Source organism: Streptomyces sp. NPDC058231 (genome assembly GCF_042882275.1).
GTDB lineage: Bacteria > Actinomycetota > Actinomycetes > Streptomycetales > Streptomycetaceae > Streptomyces.
Genome location: NZ_JBHVWN010000049.1, coordinates 45,021 through 61,129, shown reverse-complemented (window position 1 = coordinate 61,129; position 16,109 = coordinate 45,021). Strand labels below are relative to the sequence as shown.

Genomic DNA, 16,109 nt, shown 5'->3' with positions numbered 1-16,109 from the left:
GGGCGGGTGGTCTCCCCCCCGCCCGCGCCCCCCGCGGGGGGGGCCCCCTACCCCGGGGCCCGCCCGGGGGGCCGGGGGGTGCCGCCCCTGTCCTGGGCGGCCCCCCCGCCCCCCCGGTGCGCTCAGTGCTGCGGGCTCTCGCCCTGGGCCACCTCGATGCTGTGGTGCAGATCATGCGTGGCATCGAGCGCGGCCGCCCCGGACAGGGCGAGGCAGGCCAGCAGCGCCGCGGCGGCCGTCCGGCCGACCCGCGGCCGCGGGGTGGCGCGGCCGAGCAACGCCGCGACCCGGCGGGGAACGGGACCGGCCGCCGCGGCGAGCGCCACGCGAGGACGCGTCCGTACCCCTTCGGAAGCCCGCGCGGCGAGCGCGGCGCGGCCGATGGCGCGTGCCGCCACCCGTCGGTCACCGACGGCGGTGGCCGCCGCCTCGTCGGCGCAGCGTTCCAGCGCGTAGCCCATGGGTGCCCGCAGGGAGCGCAGCGCGGGGTGGCAGAGCGCCGCCAGTTCCGCGGCGGCGAGGAAGAGGTGGTGATGGCCGGCCAGATGGGCGCGCTCGTGGGCGAGCAGGGCGTCGCGTTCGGCGGGGTCCAGGGCGCGCAGCATGCCCGTGGTGACGACGATCCGGCCGGGGCTGCCCGGGAGCGCGGGCAGCGCGTAGGCGTCGGGACGGCTGTCGCGCAGAACGGCCAGTTCGCCTCCCGAGGAGTCCGCCGACTCCCCGGCGCGGCGCAGCTCCGCCCAGAGGCGGCGCGCGGTACGGACCACCGCGGCGGCGCAGCCGGCCAGCAGGGCAACCGCGGCAAGTGCGAGGGGTACGGCCGCCGCGGTCGGGGCTGCGGCGAGCGGCTTGACGAGTTCTCCGAGCGCGGCGACCACGGACAGCCGGGCCGCCCCTGGCACCACCAGCAAGGCCAGGGCGAGCACACTGCACAGAGCGAGGCCGACGGCTGTCGCGGCCAGCAGCCGTACGGCGCGCGCGGGTGACAGGGCGTCGGCCAGCCGACGGGCGGCGGGGACCGCGACGAACGGCATGAGCAGCGGAACCCAGACGGCGTAGATCACCGGGCGTCCCCGTCGAGCAGCCCCCGGAGCAGTTGTTCGTCCTCGTCGGTGAGCTGCGAGACGAAGCGGGCCAGCACGGTGCTGCGGTCCTCCACCTTCCGCAGTTCGCTGTGCATCCGGCGGGCGGTGAGTCCGGGCGCGTCCTCGGTCGGCGTGTACGCGAAGCCGCGTCCCGACCTGGTACGGCTGACCGTGCCCTTCTCGTACAGCCTGGTCAGGATCGTGGTGACGGTGGTGCGGGCCAGGGCTGCGCCGATGGCGCCCTGCACCTGACCGGGGGTGAGCGGGGCGTCGGCCGCCCACAGGGCGGCGAGGACGGTCGATTCCAGCTCGCCCGCGGGTCGCCGCTCCGGCGCCGTACCGCCCGCGGGGTCGTGAGCGGCAACGGTTTCCCGACCGGTCCCGCCGTCCGGCCGAGGGGTCGGTCCGGCGTGCGCGCGGGAGTCGGGGTCCTCGCTCGATATCCCTTGCACCTGGGCCATGGGAACTCTCCTCCCGCTTCGAGCGTCTACAGTGAAGTAGACCGTCTACAACACTGTAGTCAGTCGGGCGTGCCGTCGGTGCGCCCCGCCCACCATTATGGGAGGCCTTCCGCCGTGTCCGTACCCTCACTGGCGGCCGCGCCACAGGCGGTGAACCTGCTCGACGCAGGATCACTGCTCACCGCGTTCGGCGCGCTCGGCATCGCGGTCGTGCTGTTCGCGGAGACGGGACTGCTCGTCGGCTTCTTCCTCCCGGGCGACTCCCTGCTCTTCACTGCGGGGCTGCTGGCCGTGCCCGGCGACCACGGATCGGTCCATCTCGCGCTGTCACAGGTACTCGTCGCATCCGTGGTCGGCGCACTGCTCGGGGCCCAGACCGGGTACTGGATCGGGCGGCGAGGGGGGCGCGCCCTACTGGCCCGGAGCCGGGGCAAGCGGCTGCACGAGGGCGCCGCCCGGGCCGAGGAACTGCTCGAGCGATACGGGCATGCGCGGGCGATCGTGCTGGCGCGCTTCGTCCCCGTGGTGCGTACGGTGCTCAACCCGCTGGCCGGAGCGCTCAACGTGCAGGCCAGGGTGTTCACGCTCTGGCAGATCGTCGGCGGGCTCATCTGGACCGTCGCGCTGGTACTCGCGGGATACGGGCTCGGGTCGTCGGTACCCGATGTCGACCGCTATCTGCTGCCGATCGTCGCCGTCGTGGTCGCCGTCTCCCTGATCCCCCTCGCCGCAGAGCTGCTGCGCTCGCGCGGCCGCCGCGCTCCCGAAGGAGACCGGAACTGATGCCGCTCGCCTCTCCCGCCACCTCGCTCGACGGTGATCTGTACACCTGGATCACCGGCGTCGCCCAGCACACACCCGCTGTCCTCGACTCCGCCGTCCAGGTCTGGTCCGACTTCGGTCTCGGCCTGTTCGCGCTGCTGATGCTCGCGGCCTGGTGGCGGTCCCGTGCCGGCGATCCCGTCCGCATCGCGACGGCGCTGTGCGCCCCGCCGGCCGTGGTGGCCGCCTATGCGGTCAACGATCTGCTGAAGACGGCCGTCCATGAGCAGCGGCCCTGCCAGACGCTGCACACGGTCACGGTCGAGGCGTGCCCACCGCTCGGCGACTGGTCGTTCCCCAGTAATCACGCCGCCATCGCGGCAGCCGCGGCGGTCGCGATCCTGCTGACCGACCGCCGGCTCGCCGCCCTCGCCGTCCCCGCGGCTCTGCTGATGGCCGCGTCACGCGTCTGGATCGGTGTGCACTATCCGCACGACGTGCTGATCGGGCTGGCCGTCGGCGCGGCCGTGTCCTGGCCGCTGACCGTCGGCGCCCGCCGCTGCGCCCCGGTCGTGGTGCGACTGCGCGACAGCCGGCTCCGTCCGCTGGTGGCGGCGCGGTGACCGAGGACGCCTCGGCGACGGGAGGCCCCGCAACGGCGCGGGATGCGGCCGGTCCCCGGCTCCGTGCGGCGCTCGGGGCCGTACTGATCGGGTTCGTCGGTCTCCTCGGTCTGACCATGGTGGTCCTCACCGCGCGGCACGGGTCCGTCCCGCCCGTCGACCGGGCCGCGCACGCATGGTCCCTGCACCACCGGCCCCCGTCCTTCACCGCGGTGGCGAGGGCCGTCACGGCGACGGGTACAGGCGTGTTCCCGTACATCGCCGCGGTGGCCGCCGGACTGACAGCGGGCCGGGACCTCCGTGACCGTCTCGGATACGCGACGGGGGCCCTGGTGTTCCTGCTCATCGGGCAGGGCCTGCGCTACGCCTTGATGGAGATGATCAGCCGGCCCCGGCCGGCGGTGGGTGACTGGGCCACACATGCTTCGGGATTCGCGTTCCCTTCCGGGCACGCGACGACGTCCGCGCTGATGGCGGGGGTGCTGGTGGCGGCGATCCGGTACCGGGCGCACCGGCGAGGGGACCGCGGGACCACCCGCGTCGCCGCCGTCCTGCTCGGCTGCTGGGCCGTGGCCGTGGGACTGAGCCGGGTGCTGCTCGGGGTGCACTGGGTGACGGATGTGCTGGCCGGCTGGCTGTTCGCCGCCCTCTGGCTGGGGCTCGGGGCCGCGCTGATCCGGACGATGTCGCTCCCGGCCCGCAGCTGACGCGCCGGCGCGGGGCTGCGACGGGTGCCTGCGGAGCGGCCCGGCAGGCTACGGAGAAACGGCCGGGGCGTTCGAGGGGCCGGTCGCTGCCAGGCGGATGACAGCGTGGCCGCCGTCGAGGTCGACGGTGGAGCGGTTGGGCGGTGCGCCGTCCTCCTCGTCGTCGCGCAGCAACAGGGCGCTCCGACGCTCCTTGAGTTCGCTCTGCTTGCCCGGCGAGAAGGTGGCGTGGAGCTGCTCGAACCCGGTCGCCGACACCTGGCCCCGGCGGGCACCGTTGCGCCAGGGCAGCGCCCCGGCCCGCCCGGCGCGCAGCATCAGCTGGTCGACGAACGCGACCAGGGTCAGCCCGATCACCAGTCCGGGCAGTGTCATCAGTGCAACGAATTCCATCCGGCCAGTCTCGCCTGTCCACCGGCCCTTGCGCATCGGTGCGGAGCACTCGACCGCGCCCGGCTGCGGGCCGTCGCGTCTCGGCGGCGACCCACAGCCGCTCATGCTGACTGCCGGGAGGTCAGCTGTGCGGAAGGATGACGGCGCGGCCGTTGATTTGCAGCCGCTCGCAGACCAGCGGTGCCCGGTCCAGCGTGGAGCCGAACCCGACCGGGAGGGCACCGGCGCCGATGCCGTCGATCGTGACGTCTCCCCCGTCCACCGCTCAGGAGGCGGAGTAACCCCCGTCCACCAGGTGGTAGCTGCCGTGGATGAACGAGGCGCGGTCGGAGAGCAGGAAGGCGGCGAGTTCGGCGACCTCCTCCGAGGTACCGAGGCGTCCGGCCGGATGCAGTGAGACGAGGTGGTCGCGGGCCGGGCCGTCGGTGTTGCGCAGCAGCGGGGTGTCGATGAAACCGGGGCCGACGGCGTTGATCCGGACGTTCTGTGCGGCGTATTCGAGGGCTGCCGTCTTGGTGAGTCCGACGACGCCGTGCTTGGCGGCCACGTAGGCGGGCGATCCGGCGAAGCCGTTGGTGCCGAGGATCGACGACATGTTGACGACGGCGCCGCCGCCCGCGGCGACGATGGCGGGGAGCTCGTACCGCAGCGAGTGGAAGACACCACTGAGGTTGGTGGCTATGACCCGGTTCCAGTCCTCGACGGCGTATTCGCCGGTCGGCGTGCTCGGGCCGCCGATGCCCGCGTTGTTCACGGCGAGGTGCAGGGCCCCGAAGGTGTCGACGGCGAACTGCACACCCGCTTCGACGGAGGCCGGGTCGGTCACGTCCATGGCGACCGCGGCGGCCTTCGCACCCGCGCCTTCGAGTTCGGCGGCCGCCTTGCGCGCGTTCACCTCGTCGTAGTCGGCGACCACGACGGCTGCGCCACCGGCGGCCAGCCGGTGGGCCAGTGCCAGTCCTATTCCGGAGGCGCCGCCGGTGACGAGTGCGGTCCGGCCGGCGAACTCCTGGTCGGCGGGGGTGGGAGTGGTGCTCATATGGATTCGTTTCCTTCCGTGGTGCTGTGCGGCGCCGGCCCGGCGGGAAGCTGCGTGAGCAGTTCTCCGGAGAGGGCGTCGAAGGCCTGCCCGACCAGTCGGGGCAGGGCGTCCGGTCGTCCGCCGCGGACCCAGGAGGCCTGGGCGGCGAGAAGTGCCCCCGCGCCCGCGGCGACCACGACGGCGGGACGGATGTCCAGCCTCGGGTCGACGCCGAGCCGCTCGGCCACGATGGTGACCGAGTCCTCCTGGGCGTCCACCCTGATGTGGTGGAAGGCCGCGTAGAGGGTCGGTTCCTCCTCGGCGACGACCAGCAGGTCGAAGATCCGGGGCCGTCGGTGCCAGGCCTGCGCTCCGGGGTCGTCGAGCCAGTCGAGGACGGCCCGGCGGTAGGCGGTGAGCGGGGGCTCTTCGGCCGGGCGGACGCGCAGGGCGTCGTTGATCCGGTCGCCGTCGCCCCGGATCGAGTCCAGGACCGCGGCTTCCTTGCTCGTGAAGTACCGGCTGAAGGTGCGCCGGTCGACGTCCGCGTGTGCCGCGATCTCCTCGACCGTCACATCCTTCAGGCCCCGGTCGAGTACGAGCTCGAACGCGGCCTGCGCCAGTGTGTCCCGGGTGCGGCGGGCCTTTCGGTCCCGCCTCTCCGGGGTCTTCCGTTCCGGATTCATAGATGCACAGTACACCTGAAAATGTCCCGTCGGGACAGAAGTCCCGTCGGGACACCCGAGAGGGCATCGGGCTTGCCTCGACAGCGACCGCACCCCCCGCCGACCGCCCGAAATCATTACGGCCTCGTGAACGCTGCGCCGCCGGGAATACGTGCATGTCGAATGGACTTTTCCCTGCTGTAGCAGGCGGTGCAGGCGATGTCATGAACCGGAGCGAGGAAGCTCATGCCCAAGGCGTACGTATTCACCCGCAGCGGCGGACCGGAGGTGGAGGCCTTCATCGATCAGGAGGTGCCCGTCCCCGGGCCGGGGGAACTGCTCGTCGCGGTTCGGGCGGCCGGGGTCAACCCGGTCGACGCGAAGCTGCGCCACGGCTACACCAGGCCCGGCAGCACGCCACCGGAGTTCCCCGCGGTGTTCGGCAGCGAGGTGGCGGGTACCGTCGAGGCGGTCGGCCCCGGCACGGACGGGTTCGCCGTCGGGGACGCGGTCTTCGGCAACCCTCTGACCGGCGGCTACGCCGAGTACACCCTGCTGCCGGTCGCGGTCACCGCGCACAAACCGGAAGGTCTGCCGTTCATCGAGGCGGCCGTGCTGCCGGTCGCGGCCGCCACCGCCTACGACGGCCTCCGCCAGCTGGACCTCGCACCCGGCTCGACCCTGGTGATCACCGGCGCCGGTGGCGGCGTCGGAGTGGCCGCGGTACAGCTCGCCCGCCACTTCGGTGTGCGGGTCATCGGCACGTCCAGCGCGGCCAAGAAGGACTTCGTCGAATCGCTCGGCGCCGTGCACGTCCCCTCGGGCCCCGGGATCGCCGAACGCGTGAGGGCGGCGGCTCCGGACGGTGTGGACGCGATCTACGACCTGGTCGGCGGCGACGACCTGCGAGCCGTGGCCGCCCTGCTCCCGGACCGCAGTCGACTGATCAGTGCCGGAGGCAAGCTCCTGGCCGTGGAGCTCGGCGGGGCGGCCGTGGTCCGTGCCCGCAACGCGGAGGTCCTCGGTGAAGTGGCACGACTGGCCGTCAGCGGCGCCTTCAGGACCTACGTGACGCAGACCTTCCCGCTCGCCGACGCCGCCGCCGCGCTGCGTGCCGTGGAGGGCGGACACACCCGCGGCAAGATCGTGATCGAGGTGGCCGCCTGATGAGCACCGCGCACTCCCCCGGCTCCTCGGGGCACCCGCTGGACAACCCGGTCCACGCCTCGCTGACCGGGCCGCACGCACATTTCGCCAGAGCGCGGGGACGAGTCCTGTGCTACCCGGCCGAAGTCGCGCCGTGGTTCGCGCTGCCGGACGTCCCCGAGCCCGGCGACTGGGACGACGTCGCCGCACTGGCCGGCCCGGGCGGGTCGGTCACCCTCACCGCGCTGCGTGACCTGCCGCCCGCCGACTGGGAGATCACCTTTCAGGCGGAGGGTGTCCAGCTCGTCGACGAAAATCTGGCCGCCGCTCCTGATCCCGAGGCCGTCCGGCTGGGTCCTGCCGATGTGCCGGAGATGCTCGACCTGGTCGACCGCACCCGTCCCGGTCCGTTCCTGCCACGCACCGTCGAGCTCGGCACCTATCTGGGCATCCGGCGCGAAGGAGTCCTTGTCGCGATGGCCGGAGAGCGGCTCCGGCCGACCGGCTACAGCGAGATCAGCGCCGTCTGCACGGACGAGTCGGCACGCGGACAGGGGCTCGCCGGCAGACTCGTCCTCGCTGTGGCGCACGAGATCAGGGAGCGCGGCGCCACACCTTTCCTGCATGCCGCCGCGAGCAACACCAACGCGATCAGGCTCTACGAGTCGCTCGGCTTCCGGCTCCGCCGGATGACCTCGTTCCTCTCCGCCGTGGTTCCGCAGACCCTGCCGGCGGCCGGCTCCACCGACGGCGCGGACGAGTCGCAGTTCCCGGCCCTGCGCTGACCTGCCGGACGTCTTCCTGCCGTGCGGTACGGGTGAATTCGGCCCGGGCCGTCCACCGTCGCTCACCGGTCGCGCCCCATTCGGCCGTGGCGTGTGGCAGGCTGGAGTCGACCGCCCCACCGGGCTCCCCCGTACCGGTGGGGCGGTTCTGTGCTCTCCTGCCGCTCGCCCGGATCGATCTGATGCCGGATCACAACCAATCCCGGCCATTCACGCCGCGCGGCCCGATCGCGCTGCTCCTCCATGCATGGGTGCCCCTCCCGGGGGCAGGGGCTTACACCTGATGGCCTACGAGCAGGGAGCGTGACGAGATGACGGCGCACACTGCGCGGACCGTCGGTGCCGGCACCCGGAACCTGGCCGGCCCCACGGACGATCTCCCCTGGATCGAGGACGCCGGAAAGGTCGCCCCGAAGGACGCGCGCATCCTGTCGCGGCTGTTCTTCGACCGCCTCCAGCTTCTCGAGGAGGGCACCCCCGATCATCAGTACGCGCGGAACACACTCATCGAGATGAACCTCTCCCTCGTCCGGTTCGCCGCGGGCCGGTTCCGGAATCGGGGAAGCGGCGACATGGACGACATCGTCCAGGTCGGCACGGTCGGGCTGATCAAGGCCATCGACCGGTTCGACCTGTCCCGCGAGGTCGAGTTCACCTCATTCGCGGTGCCGTACATCGTCGGTGAGATCAAGCGGTTCTTCCGTGACACCAGCTGGGCGGTCCATGTGCCGCGCCGGTTGCAGGAACTGCGGGTCGACATCGCCAAGGCGAAGGAGGCGCTGGCGGTCGGACTCGACCGTGACCCCACGGTGCAGGAACTCGCCGAGGAGCTCGGTATCACCGAGGAGGAGGTCACCGAAGGCATCATCGCCGCCAATGGTTACACCGCGGGATCGCTGGACATGCCGGCCGACACGGCGGAGGCAGGACGCCTCAACCCGCCGGGACGCACGCTCGCCGACGCCCTCGGTGCCCCGGATCCCGGCATGGAGACGGTCGAGAATCTGCACACCCTCGCCCCGCTGCTGGTCCATCTGGACGCGCGCGAGCGCCGCATCATCGACATGCGCTTCGGCCAGGAGATGACACAGTCGCAGATCGGGGCCGAGCTCGGCATCTCGCAGATGCATGTGTCACGACTGCTCAGCCGGATCCTGCGGAAGCTCCGCAGCGGCATGCTCGTCGAGGAGTGACCCGGCGTGTGCCGTCAGCTGTCCGCAACCGCGACCGGCAGCAGAACCGCGCGGCGGACGGTCCGGCCGGAGCACCGATGACGCAGGCCACTGAGGTCTTCTCGGCAACGTGATGGTTGCGGTGTGTGACGGGGTGCGGGTGCGCGCTCGCGGCCTAGTTCTGCGGTGCCAGGGTGCGTAGGACGTCGAACTCGTTGCCCTCGGGGTCAGCCATGACCACCCAGCTCAGGTCTGAGCCCTGGCCTACATCCGTCGTGGTGGCGCCGAGGCCGAGCAATCTGGACACCTCGTCCTCGGTGCTGCCGTCGATCGGGCTGACGTCGAGGTGAAGCCGGTTCTTGACGGTCTTGCCCTCGGGCACCTGGATGAACTGCAGGGTGGGCGGCATCTGGCGGGCCCGGACATCCTCGACGGTCGGCACCCAGGAGCCGATCTCGACCTTGCCCTCGCTCCGGTCGATCACCTTGAAGTCCAGGACCGCGCACCAGAAGGCCGCGAGCCTCTCCGGATCACGGCAGTCAACGGTCAACTCGGTGAACCTACTTGTCATGACTCTCCCAGATAGCGCGGACGGCGCTCAGAGTATGCCGCCCGTCGGACGGACCCGAGAACCTTCTGGCTGGACGGACTTGACCCTGCATCAGATACACGTGGAGCCCCTGGTGGGAACAGGTCTGCGAAGAACAGGTTCCGGGTACCGAGGGGCTGCACACGTCGGCCAGTTGGTCGGACATGCACAAGCACCACGGCGGCAACGTCCAGGTAGCTCCGCTGACCGGCGAATCATCGGGTCGCACTTGAGCCGCGCACTCGGGATGGAACCGGAGTACGAGCGATATGTGCCACACGCCAGCCTGCGCGTCATCGCCACCGAGCTCGTCAACCCGGCAGGCTTCTCTCCGCCACCACGAGCGCCGGGGGCGCGGCCGGGACGAATGCTGCGGACCGCCCGGGAGAGACAGCGTGGGCCAGGCATCGGCCGCACATTACGTCCGAATGAAATCGAGCCTGCTTCCGGCAGCCTGCAACCGCCGGTCACCCCGACCCCTGTACAACCGTCCATGCCGGAACAATGACCCAGGTCAACGGCGTTCTGCGCAGGAGACGGACGGTCCGGCGGCCGGTGTCGGCGCTCGGCTCGTGCATCGGCCGCCGAGAGTCCAACCGTGTTGACGCCCTCCCTGGCCCGCTGTCACGCTCGCCGCATGTTCGCGACCACGACTCTCGTCTCGCGGCGCCATGTCGACCTGGGACGCGTGGCGTCCGCCGTCTGTCGCCGCGGCCTCCGCTGCGACCGGCCCCGCTGAACTTCCGTCTCCCCGTACGGGCCTTGCCGCAGCGACGACTCCCGGCACAGCGGTGCCGCAGCTCACTCCTCGCTCCCGCACTCATGAACGATTCCGTAGGGAAAGGCTCCGTCATGACCTCCGCGCCCGTCGTGATCACGTCCGACGCCTCCAGCACCCCCGTCACCGTTCAGAAGCTCGGCGGCCGCATCGGCGCCGTCGTCTCCGGAGTACGTCTCGGCGGCGATCTCGAACCAGCGGCCGTGGCGGCCGTCCGCGCCGCCGCCCTGGAACACAAGGTGATCTTCTTCCGCGGCCAGGACCACCTCGACGGCGAGAGTCACGAGGCTTTCGGCAGGCTCCTCGGCACCCCGGTCGCACACCCCACCGTGCCGTCCGCGGACGGACGTTACGCGCTCGGCATCGACTCCGACCACGGCGGCCGGGCGAACCAGTGGCACACCGATGTCACCTTCGTGCCCGCCTATCCGGCCTTCTCCATCCTGCGCGCCGTGACCATTCCCCCGTACGGCGGAAACACCCTGTGGTCCAACACGGCGGCCGCCTACGCCGAACTGCCCGATCAGCTCCGGTCCCTCGCCGACGGTCTCCGGGCGATCCACTCCAACGACTACGACTACGCGGCCCTGCGCCCCGACGCCAGGCCCGAGGCGTTCGCCAAGTACCGCGACGTGTTCACCTCGACCAAGTTCCGCACCGAGCATCCGGTGGTGCGCGTCCACCCGGAGACCGGCGAACGAGTGCTGCTCCTCGGCAACTTCGTCCAGCGCATCGCCGGACTCACCAGCCGGGACTCGCGGGTCCTGATCGACCTGTTCCAGTCCCACATCGAGCGCCCGGAGAACACCGTGCGCTGGCAGTGGCGGACCGGGGACGTCGCCATCTGGGACAACCGCGCCACCCAGCACTACGGCGTGGACGACTCGGACTCCCACGACCGCAAGCTTCGCCGGGTCACCGTGGACGGCGACATACCGGTCGGCACGGACGGCCGCCCGTCCGTCCTGATCAGCCCGGAGACCGTGCCGGCACCCGAGTTCGGAATCCCGTCCGGCGCGTCCACGGCCGCCTGATCCACCCGACCGCCACCATCGTGCGAGGAACGTCATGAGCCAGCCCGTCGATTCCGTCACCGCAGGACACACCCCCGAGGACCAGGACCGCAGGTCCGCGTCCACGGGACCTGCCTGGTCCTTCGAGACCAAGCAGATCCACTCCGGCGCCCGCCCCGACCCCACGACCGGCGCCCGCGCGGTCCCCATCTACCAGACATCGTCGTTCGTCTTCCGCGATACGCAGCACGCGGCCGATCTGTTCTCGCTCGCCGAACCCGGCAACATCTACACACGCATCCACAACCCCACCCAGGACGTCCTGGAACAGCGGATCGCCGCCCTGGAAGGAGGAGTTGCCGCCGTCGCCCTCGCCTCCGGCCAGGCCGCGGAGACCCTCGCCCTGCTGACCCTGGCGGGCGCCGGGGACCACATCGTCTCCTCCACCTCGCTCTACGGCGGCACGTACAACCTGCTGCGCCACACGCTCCCCCGGTTCGGCATCGAGGTGTCGTTCGTCGACGACCCCGACGACATCGGTGCCTGGACGGCGGCGATCCGCCCGAACACCAAGGCGCTGTTCGCGGAGACACTGGGCAACCCGCGCGGCGACGTGCTCGACATCCGCGCCGTGGCCGACGCCGCGCACGCGGCGGGGCTGCCGCTGATCGTCGACAACACCGTGCCCACCCCGTATCTGCTGCGCCCGATCGAGCACGGCGCGGATGTCGTGATCCACTCGGCGACGAAGTTCCTCGGCGGGCACGGCACCACCATCGGCGGAGTGGTGGTGGACGGCGGAACGTTCGACTTCGGCGCGCAGGCCGAGCGGTTCCCCGACTTCTCCGCACCCGACGCGAGCTACCACGGGCTGCGCTACTGGCCCGACCTCGGGCCGGGCGCCTTCGCGGTGAAGCTCCGGGTCCAACTGCTGCGCGACCTGGGGCCCGCGCTCTCCCCGCACTCGGCGTTCCTGCTGCTGCAGGGCGTGGAGACGCTGAGCCTGCGGCTGGAACGGCACACCTCCAACGCCCTGGCACTGGCCACCTGGCTCGAGCAGCGTGACGAGGTGTCGGCCGTGCACTACGCGGGTCTTGAGTCGAGCAAGTGGTACGAGGCGGGGCGCCGTTATCTGCCGCGCGGGGCGGGGGCGGTCCTCGCCTTCGAGCTGCGGGACGGAGTGGAGGCGGGCAAGCGGTTCGTGGACGCGGTCGAGCTGTTCAGCCATCTGGCGAACATCGGAGACGTACGGAGCCTGATCATCCACCCGGCGTCGACCACGCACAGTCAGCTGACCGAGGAACAGCTGGCGGCCACCGGCGCGACCGCCGGACTGGTCCGCCTCTCGGTGGGTCTGGAGAACGTGGACGACCTCAGGGCCGATCTGGAGACGGGGTTCCGCGCCGCGAAGGCGGCGTCCTGAACCGGACGGGCCTCTCACCTCTCGCACTCCCCCTCCCGCCGGCCACCGGAGGCTGGCAGGAGGGGGACCTGCCGGGCCGCCGGCGCTGGGTGACGTTGCGACAGCCGCTGGCGCTGGAGTCCGGTGGCACGCTGCCGGGTGTGCGGCTGGCCTACGAGACCTGGGGGCGGCGAGCAGCGGACGGTTCGAACGCCGTGCTGGTACTGCACGCGCTGACCGGTGACAGTCACCTGGCCGGACCCGCCGGCGAAGGACACCCGAGCGCCGGCTGGTGGGATGCGCTGATCGGCCCGGGAAAGGCCCTCGACACCGACCGGTGGTTCGTGGTCGCCCCGAATGTGCTGGGCGGCTGCCAGGGCAGCACCGGCCCGTCGTCGCGGCGCCCGGACCGCGACGCCCGCTGGGGCGGGGAATTCCCACACCTGACAGTCCGTGACCAGGTTTCTGTCGAGGCGGAGTTGGCCGATGCTCTGGGGATCGAGCGCTGGGCGGCGGTGGTCGGCGGGTCGATGGGCGGCATGCGGGCGATCGAATGGGCGGTGACCTTTCCGGAACGCACCGGATCCCTGCTGGTACTGGCTGCCCCGGCGGCCGCGACCGCGGAGCAGATCGCCTGGGGGTCCCTGCAGGTCTCCGCCATCCGCACCGACCCGGGATGGCAAGGCGGTCACTATCACGAGGCGGCCCCGGGCGGCGGTCCGCACCGCGGCCTCGGGCTGGCCCGGCGGATCGCCCACATCACGTACCGCAGCGAACCGGAGCTCGGAGCGCGGTTCGGCAGAGCACCACAGGCGGGCGAAGTTCCCGGACACGGCGGGCGTTACCAGGTGGAGTCGTATCTCGACCATCATGCGTCCAAGCTGGTGCACCGCTTCGACGCGGGCAGTTATGTCACGCTCACCGACGCCATGAACGGCCACGACGTCGGGCGGGGCCGGGGAGGGATCGCACAGGCGCTGCGCCGTGCGACCATGCCCGCCCTGATCGCGGGCGTCGACTCGGACCGGCTCTACCCGACGGCGCAGCAGGCCGAGTTGGCGGCGCTGCTGCCCGGATCGGACCGGCTGCGGATCATCACATCGCCCTACGGGCACGACGGCTTCCTGATCGAGACGTCTCAGGTAGGCGCCCTGGTGCGGGAGTTGCTCGCCGGATCCACCGGCCGTACGCCCGTCAGACCCGCCGGCCACCCGCCCGGGCCCTGAAGCCGGCACGGAGTGCGGGCAGCACGGGGCGGCGGGAAAAAGCGCTGGTCACCCCGCTGTCTGCGCTGGTAGAACTTCGGCATGTCGAACCACTTGCCTGCGCCCCTCGACCCGCTCGACCTGCTGCTGGCAGAACGGGCCTGCGAACGCCTCGTCATCGACTTCGTCCGCCGTCTCGATCTCGGGGAACCGGGTACGGTCGCCGAGCTGTTCACCGCCGACGGCGTCTGGAACTGGCCCGCCGGTGAGCGCCGTGTCGAGGGGCGTGAGGCCCTGCGGGACTACTTCGGCGGACGCCCGTCGGACCGACTGTCGCGGCGGATGTGTACGAACATACTCGTCACGGTGGATTCGGCGACGACCGCGTCGTCGACGACGTACTTCGCGACGTACCGGGTCGACGGCAGGGGCGACAGTCTTCCGTCGCCCCGTCTGCCCGCCAACATCGGGCACTACGAGGACACCTTCCGCAAGGTCGACGGAGTCTGGCAGCTCGCCTCGCGCACCCTGTTCCTGGCATTCGGCGGAGACACCGAACGCGTGGCCCCGGCGCCCGCCGCGTCCGGCGACGGTCAGTCGCCGGTCCTCTCCGCGGGGAGGCCCGCGTAGTAGGTGGCGATCATGTCCTCGGCGCCGTGTCCGGCCGCCTCCGCACGAGCGAACCGGGCGGCCGACGCGGCGACCAGATCGAGCATCACCCCGGACTGTCCGGCGGCGTCGAGGATGAGCCGGGTGTCCTTCAGCGCGGTCGACAGGGCGAAGTCCGCGGTGAGATCGCCGGAGAGCACCGCGGCGGACTTGCCCTGGAGGTACGCGGAGTCCAGCGGCCCGCCCTTCATCGCGTCGAGGAACGACTGCGGGTCGATTCCGAGTCCCTCCGCCAGATTGAGGCACTCGGCGACGCTGCTCACCATATTGATCACCCAGGTGTTGACCACGAGCTTCAGCCGCGAAGCCGCGCCCGGTGCCTCGCCGACCCAGACCGTGCGCTGCCCGATCGCGTCCAGCACCGGCCCGACGGAAGGGCGGGCGGCGGACGGGCCGGAGACGAACACCGTCAACTTGCCCTGTTCCGCGGGCTGTCGAGTTCCGGACACCGGCGCGTCGAGGTAGACGAGCCCCAAGTCCGCTGCCCGCTGCGCGAGTTCGTTGGTGGCTTGGAGTCCGACGGTGGAGCTCTGCAGCAGCACCTGGCCGCGGTGCACCCCCGACGCGGCGGCGGTGAGTGCCGCGGCAACGGCGAGGCCGTCGTTCAGCATCGTCACGATGACGTCGGCGCCGCTCACCGCCTCCTCCGCCGTTTCGGTGACCGTGGCACCGTCGGCGGCGAGGGGGGCGGCCTTGGCCTGTGTACGGTTCCAGGCGCGGACGTCGAGTCCGGCCCGGAGCAGGCTCCGGGCCATCCCGGAGCCCATGATCCCGGTGCCGAGGACGGCCACGGTCGGCCGCTCGGATGTGGCGTGGACGGGGATGGACGTCATGGCAGGAGGGTCCTTTCGTGGCTGCGGCGCGGTCAGCAGGTCAAGACTGCCGCAGAGCGCCTTCGAGTACGGCGGTGTGGACGGCCCGGGCGAGTCGCGATCCCCACCGCGAGCGGGGTCCCGCGAACGGCTCCGCCGCGGCGGCGTTCGCGGGTCGGGGCGCGGCTATGCAGACGGCGTCCGTGGGAGTGCCGGAACAGTCGAGCCCCGCGTCCAGGAGCGCCTGGACCTTCGCTTCCGTGGCGGTTGCGACGGCGTTGACCAGGGCCGCGTCCGAGAGCGCAACGGGCACGGTCACCACGATGTTGACCGTGCCCGGTGGCAGTGGTCCGTCGGTTCCCGCGGCGGGACCGGCCGCCCAGCCCCGTACACCGAGACCGCTGGTGACGGTGACGGTGACGCCCTCGTCGACGGCGACGGTACGCGCGGTGACATCGGCCGCGGTCATCAGCCCGGCGCCGGGGCCGGTGAGCCCCTCGGCGTCGGCGATCTCGGCGAGGTGCCGGTCGGGGTCGAGCCGCGGATAGCCGCCGGGAACCTGCGCGTTGAGGATCCATTCGCGCGGTCCGATGCCGCCGCCGAGGACGGCGCTGCTGCACACCCGCCAGCCGGGGCCGAGCCGCCAGACGAGGTGGTGCAGGCCGACTCCGTCCTCCTGCCGGGCCAGCAGTTCGCCGCGGAACCCGGGCGGGCGTACGTCTACGGAACGGATGGTGCACCCCCGGAGGCAGAGCGGGAAGACGGTCGGCGACGGCCGGTCGATCATATGCGGCGGGCCGGCCGTCCTCCGTGCGGTGCCG

General features: G+C 71.8%; 20 protein-coding genes. 11 read left to right on the top strand and 9 right to left on the bottom strand.

Annotated elements, in window-relative coordinates:
* Positions 1–122: 122 nt before the first annotated feature.
* Together ACFVXE_RS27415 and ACFVXE_RS27410 are read right to left on the bottom strand one after the other, a co-directional pair.
* Complete coding sequence (locus tag ACFVXE_RS27415) at positions 123–1,064, bottom strand: M48 family metalloprotease (RefSeq protein WP_389675022.1); 942 nt, start codon at positions 1,062–1,064, stop codon at positions 123–125.
* The gene (locus ACFVXE_RS27410; protein ID WP_389675032.1) at positions 1,061–1,393 is read right to left on the bottom strand and encodes a BlaI/MecI/CopY family transcriptional regulator; all 333 of its coding nucleotides are present in this window, start codon (positions 1,391–1,393) and stop codon (positions 1,061–1,063) included. Before ACFVXE_RS27410 ends, ACFVXE_RS27415 begins: the two co-directional genes overlap by 4 nt.
* A gap of 267 nt (positions 1,394–1,660) precedes the next feature.
* Here ACFVXE_RS27410 and ACFVXE_RS27405 point away from each other — a divergent pair, with 267 nt between their 5' ends.
* The 3 genes from ACFVXE_RS27405 to ACFVXE_RS27395 are packed head-to-tail and all read left to right on the top strand — an operon-like array spanning position 1,661 to position 3,638.
* The gene (locus ACFVXE_RS27405) at positions 1,661–2,329 is read left to right on the top strand and encodes a DedA family protein (RefSeq protein ID WP_389675020.1); all 669 of its coding nucleotides are present in this window, start codon (positions 1,661–1,663) and stop codon (positions 2,327–2,329) included.
* Entirely contained in the window at positions 2,326–2,931 is a 606-nt protein-coding gene (locus ACFVXE_RS27400; protein WP_389675031.1) for a phosphatase PAP2 family protein, read from the top strand. Before ACFVXE_RS27405 ends, ACFVXE_RS27400 begins: the two co-directional genes overlap by 4 nt.
* Positions 2,928–3,638 carry a phosphatase PAP2 family protein gene (locus ACFVXE_RS27395; protein ID WP_389675018.1) on the top strand — a complete coding sequence of 237 codons (711 nt, stop codon included), beginning with the start codon at positions 2,928–2,930 and terminating at the stop codon, positions 3,636–3,638. The genes ACFVXE_RS27400 and ACFVXE_RS27395 overlap by 4 nt, the downstream gene beginning before the upstream one ends.
* 48 nt (positions 3,639–3,686) lie before the next feature.
* On the opposite strand, the gene ACFVXE_RS27390 is transcribed toward ACFVXE_RS27395, so the two are convergent.
* From ACFVXE_RS27390 to ACFVXE_RS27375, 4 genes are all read right to left on the bottom strand, one after another.
* Positions 3,687–4,031, bottom strand: coding sequence for a DUF6191 domain-containing protein (locus ACFVXE_RS27390; protein WP_389675016.1), 345 nt, complete (start codon positions 4,029–4,031; stop codon positions 3,687–3,689).
* A gap of 121 nt (positions 4,032–4,152) precedes the next feature.
* Entirely contained in the window at positions 4,153–4,293 is a 141-nt protein-coding gene (locus tag ACFVXE_RS27385; protein ID WP_389675014.1) for a hypothetical protein, read from the bottom strand.
* A gap of 3 nt (positions 4,294–4,296) precedes the next feature.
* Positions 4,297–5,070, bottom strand: coding sequence for an SDR family NAD(P)-dependent oxidoreductase (locus ACFVXE_RS27380; protein ID WP_389675012.1), 774 nt, complete (start codon positions 5,068–5,070; stop codon positions 4,297–4,299).
* Positions 5,067–5,738: a TetR family transcriptional regulator gene (locus tag ACFVXE_RS27375; RefSeq protein ID WP_389675011.1), complete on the bottom strand. Its 672-nt coding sequence runs from the start codon at positions 5,736–5,738 to the stop codon at positions 5,067–5,069. The genes ACFVXE_RS27380 and ACFVXE_RS27375 overlap by 4 nt, the downstream gene beginning before the upstream one ends.
* 225 nt (positions 5,739–5,963) lie before the next feature.
* Here ACFVXE_RS27375 and ACFVXE_RS27370 point away from each other — a divergent pair, with 225 nt between their 5' ends.
* From ACFVXE_RS27370 to ACFVXE_RS27360, 3 genes are all read left to right on the top strand, one after another.
* Positions 5,964–6,884, top strand: a complete 921-nt coding sequence (locus ACFVXE_RS27370; protein ID WP_389675009.1) for an NADP-dependent oxidoreductase — start codon at positions 5,964–5,966, stop codon at positions 6,882–6,884.
* Positions 6,884–7,648, top strand: a complete 765-nt coding sequence (locus ACFVXE_RS27365) for a GNAT family N-acetyltransferase (RefSeq protein WP_389675008.1) — start codon at positions 6,884–6,886, stop codon at positions 7,646–7,648. Before ACFVXE_RS27370 ends, ACFVXE_RS27365 begins: the two co-directional genes overlap by 1 nt.
* Positions 7,649–7,959: 311 nt before the next feature.
* Positions 7,960–8,841 carry an RNA polymerase sigma factor SigF gene (locus ACFVXE_RS27360; RefSeq protein WP_389675007.1) on the top strand — a complete coding sequence of 294 codons (882 nt, stop codon included), beginning with the start codon at positions 7,960–7,962 and terminating at the stop codon, positions 8,839–8,841.
* Between the two features lie 154 nt (positions 8,842–8,995).
* On the opposite strand, the gene ACFVXE_RS27355 is transcribed toward ACFVXE_RS27360, so the two are convergent.
* Positions 8,996–9,391, bottom strand: a complete 396-nt coding sequence (locus ACFVXE_RS27355) for a VOC family protein (protein WP_389675005.1) — start codon at positions 9,389–9,391, stop codon at positions 8,996–8,998.
* 655 nt (positions 9,392–10,046) lie between these two features.
* Here ACFVXE_RS27355 and ACFVXE_RS27350 point away from each other — a divergent pair.
* From ACFVXE_RS27350 to ACFVXE_RS27330, 5 genes are all read left to right on the top strand, one after another.
* Positions 10,047–10,148: a putative leader peptide gene (locus ACFVXE_RS27350; protein ID WP_389675004.1), complete on the top strand. Its 102-nt coding sequence runs from the start codon at positions 10,047–10,049 to the stop codon at positions 10,146–10,148.
* 113 nt (positions 10,149–10,261) lie between these two features.
* A complete protein-coding gene (locus ACFVXE_RS27345; protein WP_389675002.1) occupies positions 10,262–11,221 on the top strand; it encodes a TauD/TfdA dioxygenase family protein in 960 nt (319 codons plus the stop codon).
* 34 nt (positions 11,222–11,255) lie between these two features.
* Positions 11,256–12,623: a bifunctional o-acetylhomoserine/o-acetylserine sulfhydrylase gene (locus ACFVXE_RS27340; RefSeq protein ID WP_389675001.1), complete on the top strand. Its 1,368-nt coding sequence runs from the start codon at positions 11,256–11,258 to the stop codon at positions 12,621–12,623.
* The gene (locus tag ACFVXE_RS27335; RefSeq protein ID WP_389675029.1) at positions 12,620–13,828 is read left to right on the top strand and encodes a homoserine O-acetyltransferase; all 1,209 of its coding nucleotides are present in this window, start codon (positions 12,620–12,622) and stop codon (positions 13,826–13,828) included. The genes ACFVXE_RS27340 and ACFVXE_RS27335 overlap by 4 nt, the downstream gene beginning before the upstream one ends.
* Positions 13,829–13,909: 81 nt before the next feature.
* Positions 13,910–14,437, top strand: coding sequence for a nuclear transport factor 2 family protein (locus ACFVXE_RS27330; protein WP_389675000.1), 528 nt, complete (start codon positions 13,910–13,912; stop codon positions 14,435–14,437).
* Here ACFVXE_RS27330 and ACFVXE_RS27325 read toward each other — a convergent pair.
* The gene (locus ACFVXE_RS27325; protein ID WP_389674998.1) at positions 14,401–15,309 is read right to left on the bottom strand and encodes an NAD(P)-dependent oxidoreductase; all 909 of its coding nucleotides are present in this window, start codon (positions 15,307–15,309) and stop codon (positions 14,401–14,403) included. The genes ACFVXE_RS27330 and ACFVXE_RS27325 overlap by 37 nt on opposite strands.
* A gap of 40 nt (positions 15,310–15,349) precedes the next feature.
* A complete protein-coding gene (locus ACFVXE_RS27320) occupies positions 15,350–16,075 on the bottom strand; it encodes an adenosylcobinamide amidohydrolase (protein WP_389674996.1) in 726 nt (241 codons plus the stop codon).
* Positions 16,076–16,109: the final 34 nt, after the last annotated feature.